This window comes from Curtobacterium sp. NPDC090217, assembly GCF_044746705.1.
GTDB lineage: Bacteria > Actinomycetota > Actinomycetes > Actinomycetales > Microbacteriaceae > Curtobacterium.
This window is the reverse complement of sequence record NZ_JBIVCR010000003.1, coordinates 178,220-196,815: the sequence shown is the minus strand read 5'-3', so window position 1 is coordinate 196,815 and position 18,596 is coordinate 178,220. Positions and strand designations below refer to the sequence as shown.

The 18,596-nt window shown below is 70.6% G+C and carries 17 protein-coding genes and 1 tRNA gene; 8 read left to right on the top strand and 10 right to left on the bottom strand.

Going from position 1 to position 18,596, the window contains the following annotated elements:
• Window positions 1-73: 73 nt before the first annotated feature.
• The 3 genes from ACIPJ2_RS12800 to mnmA all read right to left on the bottom strand — a co-directional run bounded on the left by ACIPJ2_RS12800 (window position 74) and on the right by mnmA (window position 5,118).
• Window positions 74-1,435 (bottom strand): alpha/beta hydrolase, encoded by a 1,362-nt coding sequence (locus ACIPJ2_RS12800; protein WP_402729132.1) that lies wholly within the window; start codon window positions 1,433-1,435, stop codon window positions 74-76.
• Window positions 1,436-1,619: 184 nt separating this feature from the next.
• On the bottom strand, window positions 1,620-3,968 hold the full coding sequence (gene ligA / locus ACIPJ2_RS12795; RefSeq protein ID WP_402729131.1) for an NAD-dependent DNA ligase LigA: 2,349 nt from the start codon (window positions 3,966-3,968) through the stop codon (window positions 1,620-1,622).
• A gap of 43 nt (window positions 3,969-4,011) precedes the next feature.
• Window positions 4,012-5,118, bottom strand: coding sequence for a tRNA 2-thiouridine(34) synthase MnmA (gene mnmA / locus ACIPJ2_RS12790; RefSeq protein ID WP_402729130.1), 1,107 nt, complete (start codon window positions 5,116-5,118; stop codon window positions 4,012-4,014).
• A gap of 43 nt (window positions 5,119-5,161) precedes the next feature.
• Between mnmA and ACIPJ2_RS12785 the strand changes: the two genes are divergently transcribed.
• The 3 genes from ACIPJ2_RS12785 to ACIPJ2_RS12775 all read left to right on the top strand — a co-directional run bounded on the left by ACIPJ2_RS12785 (window position 5,162) and on the right by ACIPJ2_RS12775 (window position 7,380).
• Window positions 5,162-6,436 carry an MFS transporter gene (locus tag ACIPJ2_RS12785; protein WP_402729129.1) on the top strand — a complete coding sequence of 425 codons (1,275 nt, stop codon included), beginning with the start codon at window positions 5,162-5,164 and terminating at the stop codon, window positions 6,434-6,436.
• A gap of 58 nt (window positions 6,437-6,494) precedes the next feature.
• Window positions 6,495-6,575 (top strand) — tRNA-Leu (locus tag ACIPJ2_RS12780).
• Window positions 6,576-6,693: 118 nt separating this feature from the next.
• Complete coding sequence (locus tag ACIPJ2_RS12775; protein ID WP_281267249.1) at window positions 6,694-7,380, top strand: DedA family protein; 687 nt, start codon at window positions 6,694-6,696, stop codon at window positions 7,378-7,380.
• Between the two features lie 32 nt (window positions 7,381-7,412).
• Here the strand turns inward: ACIPJ2_RS12775 and rdgB are convergent, their stop codons facing one another.
• Genes rdgB through murI form a run of 3 tightly spaced genes read right to left on the bottom strand, consistent with a single transcriptional unit; the run spans window position 7,413 to window position 9,570 of the window.
• Window positions 7,413-8,000: an RdgB/HAM1 family non-canonical purine NTP pyrophosphatase gene (rdgB, locus tag ACIPJ2_RS12770; RefSeq protein WP_402729128.1), complete on the bottom strand. Its 588-nt coding sequence runs from the start codon at window positions 7,998-8,000 to the stop codon at window positions 7,413-7,415.
• Complete coding sequence (gene rph / locus ACIPJ2_RS12765; RefSeq protein WP_281267247.1) at window positions 7,997-8,728, bottom strand: ribonuclease PH; 732 nt, start codon at window positions 8,726-8,728, stop codon at window positions 7,997-7,999. The genes rdgB and rph overlap by 4 nt, the downstream gene beginning before the upstream one ends.
• Window positions 8,725-9,570: a glutamate racemase gene (gene murI / locus ACIPJ2_RS12760; protein WP_402729127.1), complete on the bottom strand. Its 846-nt coding sequence runs from the start codon at window positions 9,568-9,570 to the stop codon at window positions 8,725-8,727. Before murI ends, rph begins: the two co-directional genes overlap by 4 nt.
• An 88-nt stretch (window positions 9,571-9,658) precedes the next feature.
• Here murI and ACIPJ2_RS12755 point away from each other — a divergent pair, with 88 nt between their 5' ends.
• Window positions 9,659-10,945 carry a nicotinate phosphoribosyltransferase gene (locus ACIPJ2_RS12755; protein ID WP_402729126.1) on the top strand — a complete coding sequence of 429 codons (1,287 nt, stop codon included), beginning with the start codon at window positions 9,659-9,661 and terminating at the stop codon, window positions 10,943-10,945.
• 3 nt (window positions 10,946-10,948) lie between these two features.
• Here the strand turns inward: ACIPJ2_RS12755 and ACIPJ2_RS12750 are convergent, their stop codons facing one another.
• From ACIPJ2_RS12750 to ACIPJ2_RS12740, 3 genes are all read right to left on the bottom strand, one after another.
• A complete protein-coding gene (locus tag ACIPJ2_RS12750) occupies window positions 10,949-11,212 on the bottom strand; it encodes a DUF3039 domain-containing protein (RefSeq protein ID WP_281267244.1) in 264 nt (87 codons plus the stop codon).
• Window positions 11,213-11,381: 169 nt separating this feature from the next.
• Window positions 11,382-12,956 carry an ABC transporter permease gene (locus tag ACIPJ2_RS12745; protein ID WP_402729125.1) on the bottom strand — a complete coding sequence of 525 codons (1,575 nt, stop codon included), beginning with the start codon at window positions 12,954-12,956 and terminating at the stop codon, window positions 11,382-11,384.
• Complete coding sequence (locus ACIPJ2_RS12740; protein ID WP_402729124.1) at window positions 12,932-14,287, bottom strand: ABC transporter ATP-binding protein; 1,356 nt, start codon at window positions 14,285-14,287, stop codon at window positions 12,932-12,934. Before ACIPJ2_RS12740 ends, ACIPJ2_RS12745 begins: the two co-directional genes overlap by 25 nt.
• A gap of 299 nt (window positions 14,288-14,586) precedes the next feature.
• Between ACIPJ2_RS12740 and ACIPJ2_RS12735 the strand changes: the two genes are divergently transcribed.
• The 4 genes from ACIPJ2_RS12735 (at window position 14,587) to ACIPJ2_RS12720 (ending at window position 17,341) form a co-directional block, all read left to right on the top strand.
• Complete coding sequence (locus ACIPJ2_RS12735; RefSeq protein ID WP_281267241.1) at window positions 14,587-15,282, top strand: phosphocholine cytidylyltransferase family protein; 696 nt, start codon at window positions 14,587-14,589, stop codon at window positions 15,280-15,282.
• 41 nt (window positions 15,283-15,323) lie between these two features.
• Entirely contained in the window at window positions 15,324-16,148 is an 825-nt protein-coding gene (locus ACIPJ2_RS12730) for an ABC transporter permease (protein ID WP_402729123.1), read from the top strand.
• Window positions 16,148-16,918: an ABC transporter ATP-binding protein gene (locus ACIPJ2_RS12725; protein WP_402729122.1), complete on the top strand. Its 771-nt coding sequence runs from the start codon at window positions 16,148-16,150 to the stop codon at window positions 16,916-16,918. The genes ACIPJ2_RS12730 and ACIPJ2_RS12725 overlap by 1 nt, the downstream gene beginning before the upstream one ends.
• A gap of 120 nt (window positions 16,919-17,038) precedes the next feature.
• The gene (locus ACIPJ2_RS12720; protein ID WP_281267238.1) at window positions 17,039-17,341 is read left to right on the top strand and encodes a hypothetical protein; all 303 of its coding nucleotides are present in this window, start codon (window positions 17,039-17,041) and stop codon (window positions 17,339-17,341) included.
• Between the two features lie 11 nt (window positions 17,342-17,352).
• Here the strand turns inward: ACIPJ2_RS12720 and ACIPJ2_RS12715 are convergent, their stop codons facing one another.
• A complete protein-coding gene (locus ACIPJ2_RS12715; protein WP_402729121.1) occupies window positions 17,353-18,585 on the bottom strand; it encodes a CDP-glycerol glycerophosphotransferase family protein in 1,233 nt (410 codons plus the stop codon).
• Window positions 18,586-18,596 lie beyond the last annotated feature (11 nt).

The window sequence follows — 18,596 nt, the reverse complement described above, 5'->3', positions numbered from 1 at the left end:
CGCGTCCGCCCCGCACGTCCGGTCACGATCGGGTCACGTCCACCACCGTGGGCGGCATCACCGCCCGCTCGCGTCAGTCGCGGGGCTGCAGGTCCTGCGGGCGGACGAGGAACATGTCCGGCGACGCCCGCACGGTGCCCTCCCCGCGGCCGTTGCCGCGCTGCACCTGGTCGCGCACCAGGTCGCCGCGTCCCACGGCGATGAGCGCGACGTCGTGCAACGACGCCGTCCCGGGCTTCAGGTAGTCGTTGTGCCCGACCGGTCGCCGGAACACGTCGTCCGCGTCCGCCGGGTCGATCCCGCCGGCGAGGTCGAGCACGGTCGAGCCGAAGTCGGCGGCGCCGGGGTCGGTGCCGAAGTAGCCGGACCCGGCGATGGGATCCCAGTGCGCTCCCCCGACGAACACCTCGCCCGCGGCGACCGCCAGTTCCGAGGCGCTCGTCACGTCGCTCCCCGGGGACCCCAGCACCGTCAGGCTGTCGGCGTGCATCCGACCGGAGGACAGTGCCATCAGCGCGGTCGTCGAGCCGTAGGAGTGGGCGACGATGCCGAGCCGTGGTTCTGCGCCGTCGCGGATCTGGCGGATGCCGTCGACGGTCCGCTCGAGTCGCCCGGCGCCGGTCCTCGCGAGGTCCAGGGACAGGATGTTCGACAGGTCCGGCGTCCGGTACCCCATCCACGCCACGACCGCGATCCCGGTCCCCGGCGCCGGTGCCGCGACCGGCGACAGCGTCGCCTGCTCGTCGTACAGGTCCCCGGCGGTCGCGGTGAAGTCGACCATCTGTCCGGTGACGGTGAAGAACATCCCGGGGACCACCACGGTGACGTCCGCAGCGGTGGCGAGGTCGCCGAGCGCGATGGCCGCACGCCCGGAACCCCGCGTGTCGAGCGTGATGAGGGACTTGCGGGGTCCGTCGGCGTCGCGGGCCAGCGACTCGCGGACCTGCCCGAGCATCGCGGCTTCGCCTGACGGGGTCCGGCGGTCCGCGCTCTCCGCCGCGAGCACCGCCCGGTTCGCCCGGTCACGGACGGCGTACGGCACCCCGTCGAGGTTGCCGACGACGACGGGCGCACCGTGCAGCAGCCGCACCTGCTCGGCGGTGTCGAGGCCGGACCACCAGGTGTGGACCTCAGCGGCCGTCGGCGGGGCGTCCATCGCGGTCGCCACGACCCGGTCGTCACGATCGGCCGTCGCGAGCACGGCCGGAGACGCCGTGGCGAGGTCGTCGAGGAAGGCGCGACCACGGTCCGAACGCAGGTCGCCGATCCCGATCTGTCCCCCGGTCATGACCGGTGCTGCGGTCTGCCCCGTGTCGTGGACGACTGCGGCGGTCGAGACGGCGACGGCACTCGAGGCCGCGGGCGCGACGGGCGACTCGACCACTCCGAGGGAGTGCATCGAGGCGGTGAGCAGTGCGGCGGCGAGGAGCAGCAATACCGGTCTCCCCCGGGAAGGCCATCCCATCGTCCCCCTGCAGACGACAGGTGATGCTCTGTCGAGTGTAAGGAAAACGGCCGGGAACCGGTCATGTCCGCTGCAACTTGCCCCCTGAACTGGGTTCAGACCGACGGCGCGGCGTGCCGTGCGTGCGGACCGCACACGTGCTCACGTGCACGGGTCAGTCCTCGGCTGCTGCCTCCTGCGGTTCCGGGAGCGCCGCGGGCCCCTCGGTCACGAGGACTTTGAACTGCTCGGCGTCGATGATCCGCACGCCGAGCTGCTCGGCCTTCGTCAGCTTCGAGCCGGCACCGGGACCAGCTGCCACGAAGTCCGTCTTCTTGCTCACGCTCGACGCGGCCTTGCCTCCGGCGGCGATGATCGCTTCCTGCGCGCCTTCCCGGCTGTACCCCTCCAGCGATCCGGTCGCGACCACCGTCAGCCCGCTCAGCACCCCGCCCTCGGTGTCGGCGGCACCCGGTCCCGGGTGCCCGGGCGTCGTGAACTGCACGCCGGCGGCGGTCCACCGGTCGATGACCTCACGGTGCCAGTCGACCTCGAACCAGGCGAGCAAGGCGTCGGCGATGATGCCGCCGACGCCGTCCACCGCTGCCAGTTCCTCGCGGGAGGCGTTCCGGATGGCGTCGAGCGACCCGAAGTGGTTCGCCAGTGCCCGGGCGGCGACCGGACCGACGTGCCGGATGCTCAGGCCGACCATGATCCGCCAGAGCGGCTTGGTCTTGGCGGCGTCGATGTTCGCGAGCATCTCGAACGCGTTCTTCGACGGGTACCGGCTGGGCTCGCCGGTGTAGTCCGCGCCGCGGGCATCCGGGTCGAACGGCGGGTCGGTCTTCTTGCGGGCACGGCTGAACGGCGTCACACGCTTCGGGCTGAACCCTCCGGGAGCGTCGGCGTCTTCCTCCGTCTTCTCCATGCCGGTCTCGGCGTCGCGGACGATCACCTCGATCGGGACGATGTCCTCCATCGTCAGGTCGAACAGACCGGCCTCGGTCACGAGGGGCGGCGTCTCCGGGACCAGCGGCTGCGTCAGGGCTGCCGCCGCGACCTCGCCGAGGCCCTCGATGTCGAGCGAGCCACGGGACGCGATGTGCTCGACCCGCCCCCGGACCTGCGCTGGGCAGCTCTCGGCGTTCGGGCACCGGAGGTCGATGTCGCCTTCCTTCGCCGGGGCGAGCGTGGTGCCGCACTCGGGGCAGGCCGTCGGCATCACGAACTCGCGCTCGGAGCCGTCGCGGAGTTCCACGACCGGGCCGAGCACCTCGGGGATGACGTCACCGGCCTTGCGGAGGACGACGGTGTCGCCGATCAGGACGCCCTTCGCCTTGACCACCTGCTGGTTGTGCAGCGTGGCCTGCCGGACGACGGATCCGGCGACCTCGGCCGGGGCCATCACCGCGAACGGCGTGGCGCGGCCGGTGCGTCCGACGCTGACGACCACGTCGAGGAGCTTCGTGTGCACTTCTTCGGGCGGGTACTTGTACGCGATGGCCCACCGGGGCGCACGGGACGTCGACCCCAGTTCCTCGTGCAGGCCGAGGTCGTCGACCTTGATGACGATGCCGTCGATCTGGTGTTCCACCGACGCTCGACGCTCGCCGTAGTCCTTGACGAACCCCAGGACCTCGTCGATGGAGTCGAACACCCGGTGGTGCGTCCCCGTCGGCAGCCCCCACGAGTGCAGCAGCTCGTAGACCTCGGACTGGGAACGGACGTCGGTGTCGCGCTCGAGCTCACCCACGGGCCACGCGCCGATGCCGTGCACGAGCATCCGGAGCCGTCGGAGCCGGTCCACCATGAGCTCGCGCTTCGCCGGTGACTTGCCCTCTTCCTTCTGGCGGAGGGAACCGGCAGCGGCGTTGCGCGGGTTGGCGAAGACGCGCTCGCCCGCATCGCGCTGCTTGGCGTTCAGCTCGTCGAACTGCTCCACCGGGAAGAAGATCTCGCCGCGGACCTCCACCAGGGGCGGGTGACCGGTACCCGTCAACCGATCCGGGATGGTGCCCATCGTGCGGACGTTGCCCGTGACGTCTTCCCCGACGACGCCGTCGCCACGCGTCGCAGCGGTCACGAGCCGCCCGTTCTCGTAGCGGAGGTTGATCGCGAGGCCGTCGATCTTCAGCTCGGTCAGGAACCGCACGCGCTCGGACCCGGCGTCACGCTGGACCTTGATCGCCCAGTCGGTGAGTTCTTCGGGGCTGAAGACGTTGTCGAGGCTCAGCATCCGCTCGGCGTGCTCGACCGGCGCGAACTGCGTCGTCTCCGCCTGGCCGCCGACGGTCTGCGTCGGGCTGTCCTCGGTGAGGAGTTCGGGGAAGCGCCGCTCGATCGCGTCCAGCCGGTGCACCAGTGCGTCGTACTCGGCGTCCGAGGCGGTGGAGCCGTTCTCCTCGTAGTAGCCGTGGCGGAGCTCGTTGATCGTCGAGCGCAGCCGGTCCACCTCTCGCCCCGCCTGGGCGGCGTCCAGCGCGGCAGGGTCGATGGTCTCGAACGTGGCGTCGGTCTCGCTCATACCCACAGTTCTACCGTGGACCACCGACCCCCGGAGTCAGGCGTCAGGCGTCGACGGGGACGGCGCTGACCGTCTCGTCGATCGTGCACTGGCCGAGCACCCGGGTCCCGACGTAGACCACAGCGGTCTGCCCGGGTGCCACACCCGAGAGCGGCTCGTCGACGTCGATGACCAGCACCCCGTCGGAGACCCGTGCGGTCGCGGGCACCGGGTCGGCGTGCGCGCGGATCTGCACGTCGCACGCGAACGGCACGGACGGGTCGGCGGGAGCCGTCCCTGCCCACGTGAAGCGGGAGCCCGACATCGAGGTGACGTCGAGCGCCTCCTTGGGCCCGACGACGACGGTGTTGTCCTTCGGACGGATCTCCAGCACGAACCGCGGCTTGCCGTCCGGCGCCGGACGCCCGAGCGCCAGCCCGCGCCGCTGCCCGACGGTGAACCCGGTCGCTCCGTCGTGGGAACCGACGACCGTGCCGTCCCGCTCGACGACGTCGCCGGGGGCGGTCCCCACGCGGTCGGCGAGCCAGCCGCGCGTGTCGCCGTCCGGGATGAAGCAGATGTCGTACGAGTCCGGCTTCTGCGCGACCGTGAGTCCGCGTGCAGCGGCCTCGGCCCGGACCTCGTCCTTCGACGGGGTCGCCCCGAGTGGGAACATCGCGTGCTGGAGCTGCTCGGCGGTGAGGACGCCGAGCACGTACGACTGGTCCTTCGCCCACGCGGCCGAGCGGTGCAGCTCACGCGCGCCGTCGGCACCCGTCACGATCGACGCGTAGTGGCCGGTGCAGACGGCGTCGAACCCGAGCGCGAGCGCCTTCTCGAGGAGCGCCGCGAACTTGATCCGCTCGTTGCACCGCATGCAGGGGTTCGGCGTGCGACCGGCCTGGTACTCGGCCACGAAGTCGTCGACCACGTCCTCCTTGAACCGCGCCGAGAAGTCCCACACGTAGTACGGGATCCCGAGTGCGGACGCGGCACGCTGGGCGTCCATCGAGTCCTCGATGGTGCAGCAGCCGCGACTCCCGGTCCGCAAGGTCCCCGGCATCCGGCTCAGGGCCAGGTGGACCCCGACGACGTCGTGCCCGGCGTCGACCGCCCTGGCGGCGGCCACCGCCGAGTCGACTCCACCACTCATCGCCGCCAGAACACGCATGCGTCAAGGGTAACTCCGCCCCGGGCGTAGCGTTGGAGTCGCGATGACGACCACCCCAGAGCCCCCGCCCTTCGACTTCCGGGCCGTGCTGCTGTCCGGGTTCCTCCCCGCTGCGCTCTTCGCGATCGGTGAGGGCGCGATCATCCCGATCATCCCGATCGCCGCGAACTCCCTCGGTGCGAGCCTGGCGATCGCCGGGTTCGTGGCGTCCCTCATCCTCGTCGGCGAGCTCATCGGCGACGTGCCGTCCGGCGTGGTCGTCGCGCGCATCGGTGAGCGGAACGCGATGATCGGCGCCGCGGTCGTCTCGATGCTCGGGCTGACCGTGTGCGTCGTCGCGCCGAACCCCGTCGTGCTGGCCGTCGGCGTCTTCCTCGTCGGGGTCTCGACTGCCGTGTTCGCCCTGGCCAGGCACGCCTACATGACCACGGCGATCCCTCTGGCGATCCGGGCACGAGCCCTGTCCAGCCTCGGCGGGGTCTTCCGCTTCGGCTACTTCGTCGGGCCGTTCATCGCCGCCGGCGTCGTCCACCTCACCGGCACCACCCAGAGCGCCTTCTGGATCCACATCGTCTGCTGCCTCGCGGCGGCGGTGACCCTCCTCGTCCTCCGCGACCCCGCGACGGGCGTGCGCGGTCTGCGCAGGCCGAGCCGAGCCTCCCGTGCGGACGAACCGGCCACGCTCGAAGGCGAGGAGTTCGTCAAGGAGGAGTCCCACGGACTGTTCCGGACCATCCGCGAGCACCACCGCGTCCTGCTGCGACTCGGTAGCGGCGCCGGGCTGATCGGGGCGATGCGCGCCGGGCGCCAGGTGATCCTGCCGCTCTGGGCGGTCAGCGTCGGGTTGAACGACTCCACGGCAGCGCTCGTCATCGGCATCGCGGGGGCCGTCGACTTCGCACTCTTCTACACGAGCGGCCAGATCATGGACCGCTGGGGGCGGCTCGCGAGCGCACTCCCCTGCATGCTCGGCCTGAGCATCTGCTACTTCCTCCTCGCGTGGAGCGACCACCTCGACGCCAGGGTCGGCTGGTTCGTCGCGGTCGCGATGGCGATGTCCCTGGCGAACGGGGTGGGCTCCGGGATCCTGATGACACTCGGCGCGGACCTGGCGCCGCGGGACCACCCGGCGCCGTTCCTCGGCGCGTGGCGCTTCACCGGCGACTTCGGGCAGGCGGCGGCACCGCTCCTCATCTCCGGGATCACCGCGGTGGCGTCGATCGCGATCGCCAGCGGGGTGATGGGCGTGCTCGGGCTCGTCGGCGCCGGCGTCCTGCTGCGGTACGTCCCGCGGTACCTGCCCCGACGCCTGCGTTGAGCGGGGCCGGTCCGCACGGGGCCGGTGCGCACGGGGCCGGGTACGCTGTCGGTTGCTCGCGGGAGTGGTGGAATCGGTAGACACGCAGGATTTAGGTTCCTGTGCCCCAGGCGTGAGGGTTCGAGTCCCTCCTTCCGCACCGTCCGATGCGCGCCCGCGCATCTCCATCCGCAGAGGGACGTCCCCGTCACACCCGCACGGTACCCTCGTCGTGCGGGTGACCTTCCCGTCCTCGCGCACGCACGACCGGAAGAAGCATGCACTCCGTCGCACTCGCCCTGATCCCCTGGCTGGATCCGCAGTACATCCTCGACCACTTCGGGGCCGTCGCCGTGCTCGTCGTGTGCGCCATCATCTTCGCCGAGACCGGCCTGCTGATCGGGTTCATCTTCCCCGGCGACAGCCTGCTCGTCATTACCGGGCTCTTCGCCTTCGACCGCGGCGGCGCCATCGGCGGCATCCCGATCTGGGTGGCGGCGCTGATGATCGGCGCGGCGGCGTTCCTCGGTGGCGAGCTCGGCTACTACATCGGCAAGAAGGCCGGGCCACCGATCTTCGAGCGCAAGGAGAGCGGTCTGTTCTCGAAAGAGAACGTCGACCGCACCAACGCGTTCTTCCACCGCTTCGGGCCCCTCGCGGTCATCCTGGCGCGCTTCGTGCCGGTCGTGCGGACCTTCCTGCCGATCGCCGCGGGCGTCGGGCGCATGAACTACAAGAAGTACTCGCTGTACAACGCGATCGGTGCCGTCATCTGGGGCGTCGGGGTGACGTTCCTCGGGTACTTCCTCGGGTACATCCCGTTCGTCGCCGACCTCGTGCGGAACTACATCGACCTGATCCTCATCGCGGCGGTGCTCGTCACCGTGGTGCCGATGGCGCTGACCTACATCCGCAACGCCCGCAAGGCGAAGAAGGCCGAGCAGGAGCAGCCGACCGCGGAGTAGCCCCGCCCGCTGCCCGCTGCCCGCTGCCCGGGCTACGCGCCGAAGTACTCGCGCACGATCGGGGCGATCCCGCGGAACGCCTTCGACCGGTGGCTCAGCGCGTTCTTCTCCTCGCGCGTGAGCTGTGCGGACGATCGATCCGCGTCGTCCGGCTTGAAGATCGGGTCGTACCCGTGGCCGCCGGAGCCCTGAGGCGACGTCAGCACCTCCCCGTTCCAGACCGCCTCGACGACGTGCTCCTGGCCGTCGGGCGTCACGAACGCGGCGGCGCAGACGAACGCCGCGGTCCGCTCCACGACGCCCTCGAGGTTCGTCAGCAGCAACGCGATGTTGTCGGCGTCCACCCGGGTTCCGGCGTACCGCGCCGAGTGGATGCCGGGGGCGCCGTCGAGCACGTCGACAGCGATGCCCGAGTCGTCGGCGAGCGCCGGCAGCCCGGTGTGCGCGACGGCCGCCCGCGCCTTGATCAGCGCGTTCGCGGCGTACGTGTCGCCGTCCTCGACCGGCTCCGGCCCGTCGTACCCGACGAGCTCGACGCCGCCGAGGGCCGCGCCGAGGATCTCACGCAGCTCGACGACCTTGCCCTGGTTGTGGGTCGCGAGGACGACGGTGCCCGTCATGCGAGCCCCAGGGCGGACCGCTGGATGCCCGCGAGCGACGCGTTGCCCGCGAGACCGAGGTCGAGCAGGACGTTCAGCTCGTCGCGGTCGAAGGGCGCGTGCTCGGCGGTGCCCTGCACCTCGATGAACTTGCCGGACCCGGTCGTGACGATGTTCATGTCGGTGTCCGCGTTCGAGTCCTCGGTGTAGGCGAGGTCGAGCATCGGCTCGCCCTTGACGATCCCCACGGAGATGGCCTGCACGCTGTCGGTCAGGGGCGTGGCCTTCTTCGCGATGAAGCCCTTGTCACGGCCCCACTCGATCGCGTCGGCCATCGCGACGTAGGCGCCCGTGATCGACGCGGTGCGCGTGCCGCCGTCGGCCTGGAGCACGTCGCAGTCCAGGACGAGCGTGTTCTCGCCGAGGCCCTTCATGTCCACGACGGCACGGAGCGACCGGCCGATGAGCCGGGAGATCTCGTGCGTGCGACCGCCGACCTTGCCCTTGATGGACTCGCGCTGCATGCGCTCGTTCGTGGAGCGCGGCAGCATCGAGTACTCGGCGGTGACCCAGCCGGTGCCCTTGCCGGCCATCCACCGCGGGACGCCGTTCGTGAACGACGCGGTGCACAGCACCTTCGTGTTGCCGAAGGAGATGAGCGCGCTGCCCTCGGCCTGGGCGCTCCAGCCGCGTTCGATCGTGACGGGGCGGTGTTCGGTCGTCGCGCGACCGTCGATGCGGGTGGTCATGGTGTCCTTTCGGTGCGGGGCAGCGTGATCGCCCCTGTCTGGAGGTGGCCGACGCGGGATACCTCTGGTCCGAGGAACCGGCGTGCGAGCCGGATGAACCCGGCCTGGTCGTCGCCCGTCGCCTCGAACGAGTACGTCGGCGGAGCGGTCGTGGTGCGTTCGAGTCCGTGCTCGACGAGTCGACGGTAGACGTCGTTCGCGGTCTCCTCGGCGCTCGACACCAGGGTGACGTCCGGCCCCATCACGTACTGGATCGCCGCGGACATCAGCGGGTAGTGCGTGCAGCCGAGGACGAGCGTGTCGACGTCGGCGGCGCGGATCGGCGCGAGGTACCCGGCAGCGACGTCGCGGAGCTCCGGGGACGAGGTGTCGCCGGCCTCGACGAACTCGACGAAGCGCGGGCAGGCGGCGAGGGTGAGCGTGATGTCGGACGCGACGGCGAAGGCGTCCTCGTACGAGCGGGAGGCGATGGTGCCGACCGTCCCGATCACGCCGATGCGACCGGTCCTGGTCTGCTTGACGGCGGCGCGGGCGGCGGGCTGGATCACCTCGACGACGGGGATGCCGTACGCCTGCTCGTACCGCTCGCGGGCGTCGCGGAGCACCGCAGAGGACGCGGTGTTGCACGCGATGACCAGGGCCTTCACACCCTGCGCGACGAGGTCGTCCATCACCTCGAGCGCGTACCGGCGGACGTCGGCGATCGGCTTCGGGCCGTACGGCGAGTGCACGGTGTCGCCGACGTAGCGGATGCTCTCCCGCGGCAGCTGGTCGATGATCGCGCGGGCGACCGTCAGCCCACCGACGCCGCTGTCGAAGACTCCGATCGGTGCATCCGTCACGGGACCAGCGTACCGACGCGAGCCGACGGCTCGACGCAATCCGAGCCTCCTGACCGGCACGGACGACAGGGTGACTAGTGTCGTTGAGGTGACCAGCGCGCTCCTGACGGACCAGTACGAACTCACCATGGTCGACGCGGCCCTGAAGGACGGCACCGCCGACCGACGCTGCGTCTTCGAGGTCTTCACCAGGCGACTGCCGGACGGGCGCCGGTACGGCGTCGCGGCGGGGCTCGGGCGGTTCCTCACGGCGCTGGCGGACTTCCGGTTCGGCGACGAGGAGATCGGGTTCCTGCGGGACCGCGGCGTGATCGACGGCGACACCGCGAGCTGGCTGGCCGGCTACCGGTTCACAGGCGACATCCGGGCGTACCGGGAAGGCGAGATCTTCTTCCCCAACTCCCCCGTGCTGCAGATCGAGGGCACCTTCGCCGAGGCGGTCGTGCTGGAGACCCTCGCGCTGTCGACGTTCAACGCCGACTCCGCGATCGCCTCCGCGGCCGCCCGCATGGTGTCGGCCGCCGACCACCGGCCCCTCGCCGAGATGGGCTCCCGCCGGACCGGCGAGTGGAACGCGGTCGCAGCCGCCCGCGCCGCCTACATCGCCGGGTTCGGCGCGACGAGCAACCTCGAGGCGGGGCGCACCTGGGGCATCCCGACCATGGGCACCGCGGCGCACGCGTTCACGCTGTTGCACGACTCCGAAGAGGCCGCGTTCCGCTCGCAGCTCGACGCGCTCGGCGACGGCACCACCCTGCTCGTCGACACGTACGACATCGAGGCCGCGGTCGACACGGCGGTCCGCCTGACGAACGGTCGGCTCGGTGCCGTCCGGATCGACAGCGGCGACCTGCCCTCGGTCGTGGCGAGCGTCCGCGCGCAGCTCGACCGCCTCGGGGCGACGAACACCAAGATCACGGTGACGAACGACCTCGACGAGTACACGATCGCCGCGCTCCGGGCCGCACCCGTCGACTCCTACGGCGTCGGCACGTCGGTCGTCTCCGGGTCGGGACACCCGGCGGCGAGCATGGTGTTCAAGCTCGTCGCACACCGCACCGGCGGCGAGGAATGGGTGCCGGTCGCGAAGAAGTCCGCGGACAAGGCGTCCGTCGGCGGCCGGAAGGAAGCCGGCCGACGCCTCCGCAACGGGATCGCGACCGCCGAGGTCGTACACACCTCCGGTGCCGTCGGCTCCGACGAACGTGCGCTCATGGTGCCGGTCGTCACCAACGGCGAGGTCGACCCTGCCTTCCTCGGGGTCCGCGGGGTCGAGGCGGCACGGGCGCACCACCGAGGTGCCAAGGCGGAGCTGCCGGCCGATGCGGCCAGGATCGGTCGCGGTGACGCGGCGATCCCGACGCTGATCGTCTGAGGACTACTCGTCCTTCATCTTCTCGTAGATGGCCTTGCAGTCCGGGCAGACCGGGAACTTCTCCGGGTCGCGCCCGGGGATCCACTTCTTGCCGCAGAGTGCCTTGACCGGCTTGCCGCTCAGGGCGGACTGCAGGATCTTGTCCTTCTTGACGTAGTGCGAGAACCGCTCGTGGTCGCCCGGCTCGATCGCCTCTTCTTCGAGGAGCTTCTCGAGCTCGCGGTCCATCACGTCGAGTCCGCCGCCACCCGGTTCCGTCATGCTCATGGGACAAGGGTACGTCGTGTCCGCACGAGACGTCTCCCGCTCACTCCGCAGGTCCGCTCACCACACGACGGCCTGGAGGCTCGTTGCAGGGCCGCCACGAGCCTCCAGGCCGTCGTGTGGTCGCGCGGGCGACGATGGTCGCCCGGGCGACGATTCGTCGCGTCGGCCGCTAGTTGCGCTGCGCCGCCGCCAGCAGGTCCGGACCGTGCCGGTCGAACAACCGCCCGCCGAGGAGCACCCCGACCCCGAGCACCACGACGCCGACCGCCGCTCCGACGACGAGTGTCAGCATCGCCCACGGCTCCGCACCGTCCGTCAGCGCGAGCACCGCCAGCCGTCCGGCCGGGACCGAGCACAGCACGATGCCGATGATCGTCGACGACTGCGACACCGTCGACACGACGCCGGCGGCCTGGGGCTGATGGAACGGACGGTCCCCGGGTCGTACGGTCGGGTACGGCAGCAGCACGGATACCACGCTGGAGATCCCGAGTCCCGCGAACAACGCGGACACGCAGACCCCGACGAGCACCGGGAACGCCATCCAGTCACCGAACAACCACGCCGACACCGCCGAACCGGCGACGATCACCGGCACGCCGACCGCCAGCACCGGGGTGAGGCGGCCGAGTCGGTCGCTCCATCCAGGAGCCCCCGACGCGACGTGCAACCACACCGCGGTGTTGTCGTACGAGACGTCGTTGTGCGGCAGGAACCCGGCGATCACCGCCATGAGCGGCAGCGGGATCAGCGCGGTCCAGTGCCACGGGACACCGGCGACGCCGAGCGGCACGACGACGATCGGCACGAACAGGAGGATCAGGTACGAGGTCCGGTAGCGCGGGTCGCGGCCCCAGTACGTCAGCGCGCGGGCGGCCACTGCGCCGGCGGGCGTCGCGCCGAGCCGGTCGAACCAGCCGAGCGTGCGGTAGCGACGCACCGTCGTCCGGTCGTCGACGGTCACGAGCATGCGGCCGACGAGTCCCCACCAGGCCCATGCGAGGAGCCCGAGGACCACCAGCGCGAGCACCAGCTTCGCGATGCCAGCGCCGACGTGGCCGGTCGCGACGTCTGCCGGCACCGCCCACGCCGCGCCCCACGGCGTCCACCCCGAGATTTCGGCGATGCGCTGCAGCTCGGCGCTCTCCGGGTCGAGCCAGTCGGCGCCCACCAGGAGCGACACCGTCGGGATGAGCAGCACGACGACCACGAGGGCCACGAGCCAGCCGGCGTCCCGGGTCGGGCGGTGCGATCCGAGCAGCCACGAGCCCACGGTGCAGCCGACGCGGACGAGCAACCCGCACGTGGCGACGACGACCAGCGCGGTGAGGACACCGAGCACGCCGGTGCCGGCGCCCCGCATCCACGCGACCGACTGGGAGACGGCGACGATCGCGACGCCGACCACCGGGACCCCGACGAGCCCGGCGACGCCGAGGCCGATCGCCAGGTCCTTCCTGGTCACGCCGAACACCGCGAAGCGCCGCGGGTCGAACTGGTCCGCGCCGCCGACCGCGAGCGGGATGATCGTGAAGCCGACGGTGATGAGGGTCCCCACCGGCACGATGACGGCGCGCGCCGCCTCGGCATCGGCGGAGCGCAGCGCGGTGATCGCCACGGCGACGAGGACGGCAGCGACGAGGCCGGCGAGGCTCCCGAGGACGACGAGCACGGAGCGTCGGGCTCCCCCGCGGATCTCCCCCGCGAGCAGGTCGGCCCTCAGCCGGAGAAGCTGTGCAACCATTCCATGCTCTCCGCGACGACGCGGCCACCCGCGAGTTCGACGAACTTGTCCTCGAGGCTCTTGCGCCCACGGACCTGCGCCATGGTGCCCGATGCGAGCACCTTGCCGCCGACGATGATGGCCACCGAGTCGCACGTGCGCTGCACGAGCTCCATCGAGTGGCTCGACAGCACGACGGTGCCGCCGCCCTGCGTGTAGCGCCGGAGGATCTCCGTGATGGTGGTCGCGCTCACCGGGTCGACGGACTCGAACGGTTCGTCGAGCACGAGCACGCGCGGGGAGTGGATCAGGGTCGCGGCCAGCGCGATCTTCTTCGCCATGCCGACCGAGTAGTCCGCGACGGGCCGGCCGAGCGCGTCGCCGAGGCCGAACGCCTCCGCCAGGTCGGCGCTCCTCGACCGGGCGGTCTTGCCGTCGAGTCCACGGAGCGTCGCCGAGTAGAAGAGCAGCTGCGCGCCGGTGAGCCGGTCGAACAGGCGCAGTCGGTCGGGCAGGACTCCCATGCTGCGTTTGGCGGCAGCCGGGTCGGCCCAGACGTCGTGGTCCAGCACGGTCGCCGTGCCGGCGTCCGGACGCAGGAGTCCGGTGAGCATCGACAGGGTGGTGGTCTTGCCGGCACCGTTCGGGCCGACGACGCCGAACAGGGAGCCCTGGCGGATCTCGAGGTCGACCTCGTCCACGGCGAGCGTCTGCCCGTACCGCTTCACGAGGCCGCTGGCCCGGAGCACGACCGGCTGCTGGGCGGTCGCGGCCGCACCCCGCTTGGCAGCGGGTGTCCGCTTCTTCGGTGCTGGCTTGGTCCGGACGGGAGGCTCGTCCTCCGTCCGGTCGTCGGCCTGCGGAGCGTCCGTGGTCGGCTCGGAGGCGATGGCAGCGTCCGCCTGCGGCGCGGCGGCCGCGTTCGTCGTCGCGTCCGTCGCGTCCGCGTTCGTCGCCGCGGACGCGTTCCTCGCCGCGGCCGCGTTCGTCGCCGCGGCGCCCTGCGGGCGTGTCGCGCGACCTGGGCGCTTGACGCGCGGCTTCTTCGACGTGCTCGTCGTGCTCGTCGGGGCGGCGGCCGGCAGCACGCCGGTCTCCTCGACGCGCTCGTCCGCCGCCGTCTCCCCCTCCGACGTCGTCGTGTGGTCGCTCATACCGTCCTGTCCAGGGCGGTGGTGCGCATCGCTGTCCCCCGTGTCGTCCTCGGCCGCGTCGTCCCCGGCCGTCTCGTCGTCGTCTTCCGCGTCCTCGTCGGCCCTGTCGGCGTCCTCGTCGAGCGCGGTCGTCTCGGTCAGCCAGGCAGCGTCGGACGTCGCGTACACGTCCTCGTCGTCCCCTGCTGCTGGCGTCACGGCCCCACCGTACCAATGCGGTCCGGACATCGGCGGGCCGCGTCCTGCAGTGTCACGAAATGACTACGAAGACGCACAGCACGTACCCCGACGGAGGGGCGTTCCGTATCATTCACCAGGGCACGACGGAGTGTTCACCACTTGGAAACCTGCTCGGACCGAACACCTGACGGGTCACCCGGCCACATCGAAGGATGCGGTCGCCGGCGACTCTCGGCGTTCTCGGATGCACTGCGAGCAGACTCGACGAGGCCCGCCCGTGCCCCAGGGCGCGCGGGCGGACACCGGAAGGGACCACCATGACCACGCAGATCGTCATCCTCGCAGCAGGGATGGGCAGCCGCCTCGGGCGCAGCCTGCCGAAGCCGCTCACCGAGCTCAGCGACGGCCGCACCATCATGCAGCAGCAGTTCGAGAACATCCGTGCGGCCTTCGGTTCGAGCGCCAGGATCACGGTCGTCGTCGGCTACAAGTCGGAGTACATCGTCGAGGCCTTCCCCGAGGCGAACTTCGTCTACAACGAATCGTACGACTCCACGAACACCTCGAAGAGCCTCCTCCGTGCGCTCAAGGCCACCGGCAAGAGCGGCGTCCTCTGGATGAACGGCGACGTCGTCTTCGACCCCCGCGCTCTCGTCCGTGCCGCGGACATGATGGACCAGGACCGTTCGTTCGTCAGCGTCAACACCGAGAAGGTGTCCGACGAAGAGGTCAAGTACACCGTCGACGCCGAGGGCTTCATCCACAAGCTCTCGAAGCAGGTCGTCGGGGGTCTCGGCGAAGCGGTCGGCATCAACTACGTCTCCGCCGCCGACAAGCAGGCGCTCATCCACCACCTCGGTCGCGTCGACGACCAGGAGTACTTCGAGGGCGGCATCGAGGCTGCCATCGGCGAGGACGGGCTACGCTGGACGCCCATCGACATCTCCGACCTCTACGCGGTCGAGATCGACTTCGCCGAGGACCTCGAGCGCGCGAACAACCTGTTCGCCTGAGCCGCCAGCCTCCTCTCGGCGATCCCGGCCGGAAGGACCCCATGACGTCAGCGAGTGCGCCGACCGTGCCCGTGACAGCTGCCACCGCAGCGTCGCGCAGTGCCGGTCGGCGCTATCGTCAGGCGCTGTGGTTGCTCACCAAGCGCGACCTCCGCGTGCGGTACTCGACGTCCGCGCTCGGGTACGTCTGGTCGATCCTCGACCCACTCGTGATGTCGGGCATCTACTGGTTCGTCTTCACGCAGGTCTTCCACCGCGGTTCCGTCGGTGAAGAGCCGTACATCGTCTTCCTGCTCACGGCCCTGCTGCCGTGGATGTGGTTCACCGGTGCGGTCTCCGACTCCACCAGGGCGTTCATCAAGGAAGCCAAGCTCATCCGGTCGACGACCATCCCGCGGAGCATCTGGGTCGCGCGGATCGATGCCTCGAAGGGCATCGAGTTCCTGCTGAGCATCCCGGTGCTCGCGATCTTCGTCATCGCGACCGGTGCCCACGTGCACTGGCAGGTCGTGCTCTACCCGTTCGCGATCGTGCTGCAGTGCGCGCTCGTCTACGGCCTGGGGCTCATCGTCGCGCCGCTCGTGGTGTTCTTCCGCGACCTCGAGCGTGCCGTCAAGCTCGTCCTCCGCTTCGCCTTCTACGCCTCACCGATCATCTACGGCACGAACGCCCTGCCGGACGCCCTGCGCCCCCTCGCGGCGATCAACCCGCTGACGGGCATCTTCGGCATCTACCGGTCGGCGTTCTTCCCGAAACAGCTCGACTGGTTCGAGGTCCTGGCGTCCGTCGTGATCACCGCGATCGTGGTCATCGTCGGACTCGTCGTGTTCCGGCGCAGCGAACACCGCGTCCTCAAGGAGCTCTGATGACCGCGACCGAGTCCACGACCCAGACTGCGACCGGGAAGCCGGTCATCTCCGTCCGTGACGCCGGCATCCGTTTCAAGCGGAACCGTCGGGCCAGCCGCAGCTTCAAGGACCTCTTCGCCGGGAGCAACCGACGCAAGCGCGGTGACGAGTTCTGGGCGCTCCGCCACGTCTCGTTCGACGTCCGTCCCGGTGAGGCGATCGGTGTCGTCGGGCGGAACGGCCAGGGCAAGTCCACGCTCCTGAAGCTCGTGGCACAGGTGATGCTCCCCGACGAGGGCCGCGTGCACGTCGGCGCCGGGGTCGCCCCGCTCATCGAGATCACCGGCGGGTTCGTCGGTGACCTGACCGTGCGCGACAACGTCTACCTCACGGCAGGCCTGCACGGGATGTCCCGGGCCGAGATCCGCGACGGCTTCGACGAGATCATCGACTTCGCGGAGATCGGCGACTTCGTCGACACCCCGTACAAGCACCTGTCGAGCGGCATGAAGGTCCGCATCGCGTTCGCGGTGATCTCCCGCCTCGACGAACCCGTGATCCTCGTCGACGAGGTCCTGGCGGTCGGCGACAAGGCGTTCCGCGAGAAGTGCCACAAGCGGATCGAGGAACTCCTGGCCGGCGGTCGGACCCTCTTCTTCGTGTCCCACAGCGACAAGGACCTCCGGCGCTTCTGCAAGCGAGGGCTGTACCTCGACAAGGGTCGTCTGCAGCTCGACGGCCCGATCGAGGACGCACTCGCGAAGTACTCCGCCGACTACGGCGTCTGAGCCCGGTCGACGGCCCCCTCTCCCCAACAACCAGGCCGATCCGCCCCCGCTCCACAACCCAAGGGCCCACAGGGCACTCCGGCGCCCCCAGCGTCGGACCCTCCCCCTAACCTCACCCCCATGCACCCCGCACCAACCGCCTACGCTGTCCCGTTCGTCGTCGACCGCACGCATGCGCCCCGACGGTACGACCTCACGAACATGTCCGACGAACCGGTCGACGGACTGAGCCTCACCCACCTCGGCACCGGCTACTGCCCGCCGCTCGTCGTGCGCCGCCTCGAACCCGGTCGCAGCATCGGGATCGCGGTGTTCGGCGCCGGCCCGGAAGAGACCGGCGTCGTGATCGTCCGGTGGCGTCGTCCGGACCACAGCGAGTACCTGTGGCGGATGTCGCTGGTCGGTCCCGGCCTCGCACCGTGAACCGGACCGGGTCAGCGCGCGCCGTGCTCCTCGGCGACGCGGTGCCAGCGAGCGATGAGCCGCTCGATCGCGTCGTGGAACCGAGCGGTCGCGGTCCCGGGCGAGGTGTCGCCGAAGTACCGGGCGACCCAGTGCCGCAAGGCCGCGAGCTCCGATTCGTCGTGTGCTGCGGCGTCCACGCGAGCCACGATGTCCTCCGCGTCGGTCGTGGTCAACCAGTTCGCCGCTGCCAGGTACCCGCGCTCGTCGACGTCGGCTTCCGCGGAACGGGGCCGCGTGACGATCAGGGGCTTGCCGACGGCGAGCCGGTCGTAGATCATCGCGCTGATGTCGGTGATCGCGACGTCGGCGTCCGCGAGCTGCCAGCCCAGCTCCGGTCCGTCGTCGTACACGTGATGCGCGCCCGGGTCAGCGGTGTTCGCGGCGGCGATGGCCGCGATGATCCGCTCGTGCGCCGCCTTGTAGTCGGCGTCCAGGACGCCGCTCCGCGGGTGCGGTCGGTAGACCAGACGGTGGCGGGGCGATGCGAGCACACGATCGGCGATGGTCGTGCCGTGGCTCGCGATCGACCCGTACGCGGCTGCCGGACGATCGCCTTCCCAGGTCGGGGCGTAGAGCACGACGGTGCGGTCGTCGGACGGGTACGGCGGCTTCCCCGCGAGGTGGTCGGCCTGAGGGCGGCCGATCGCGATCGCCCTGCTGTCCAGGTCGTAGTCCCACAGGGCCTCGGCGAGTCGGTCACGGGCGGCGTCCCCGGCGATCAGGGCGTAGTCGTACGCCTTGAACTGGTTCGTCGTCATGTACATCTTGTCGCTCTCGCCGTGGTTGACGAAGACATGCCACATCCGCCCGTACCGCATCATCTGGAAGTTGCGGGCGTTCTGGTTGACGTACAGCACCACCTTCGGCGCCTGCTCGTCGACGAAGCGTTCCAGGTCCACGACCTGTCGGGCGTAGACAGCGGTCACCGGCGCCTCGTCGAGCAGTGTGAGCATCGTCCCGGGGTTCCGGGAGATGATCGCCACCGGGTGCGTCTTCGACAGCTCCTCGAGCGGGGCGTACCACTGACGGACCTGGTACATGTTCACGGGCCCGTCGGCGAAGTACACCGCGATCTCGATGGTCCCCGGCGCCAGCGGCGGTTCTGCGGCCAGACGTCGGGCGAGCGTCCGCCGGTGCCCGCGGGCGCGCAGGAGCCGGCGTGCGAGTCGGACGGCCGTGCGGGCGTCGTTGATGATCGGCATGCTGCCTCTCT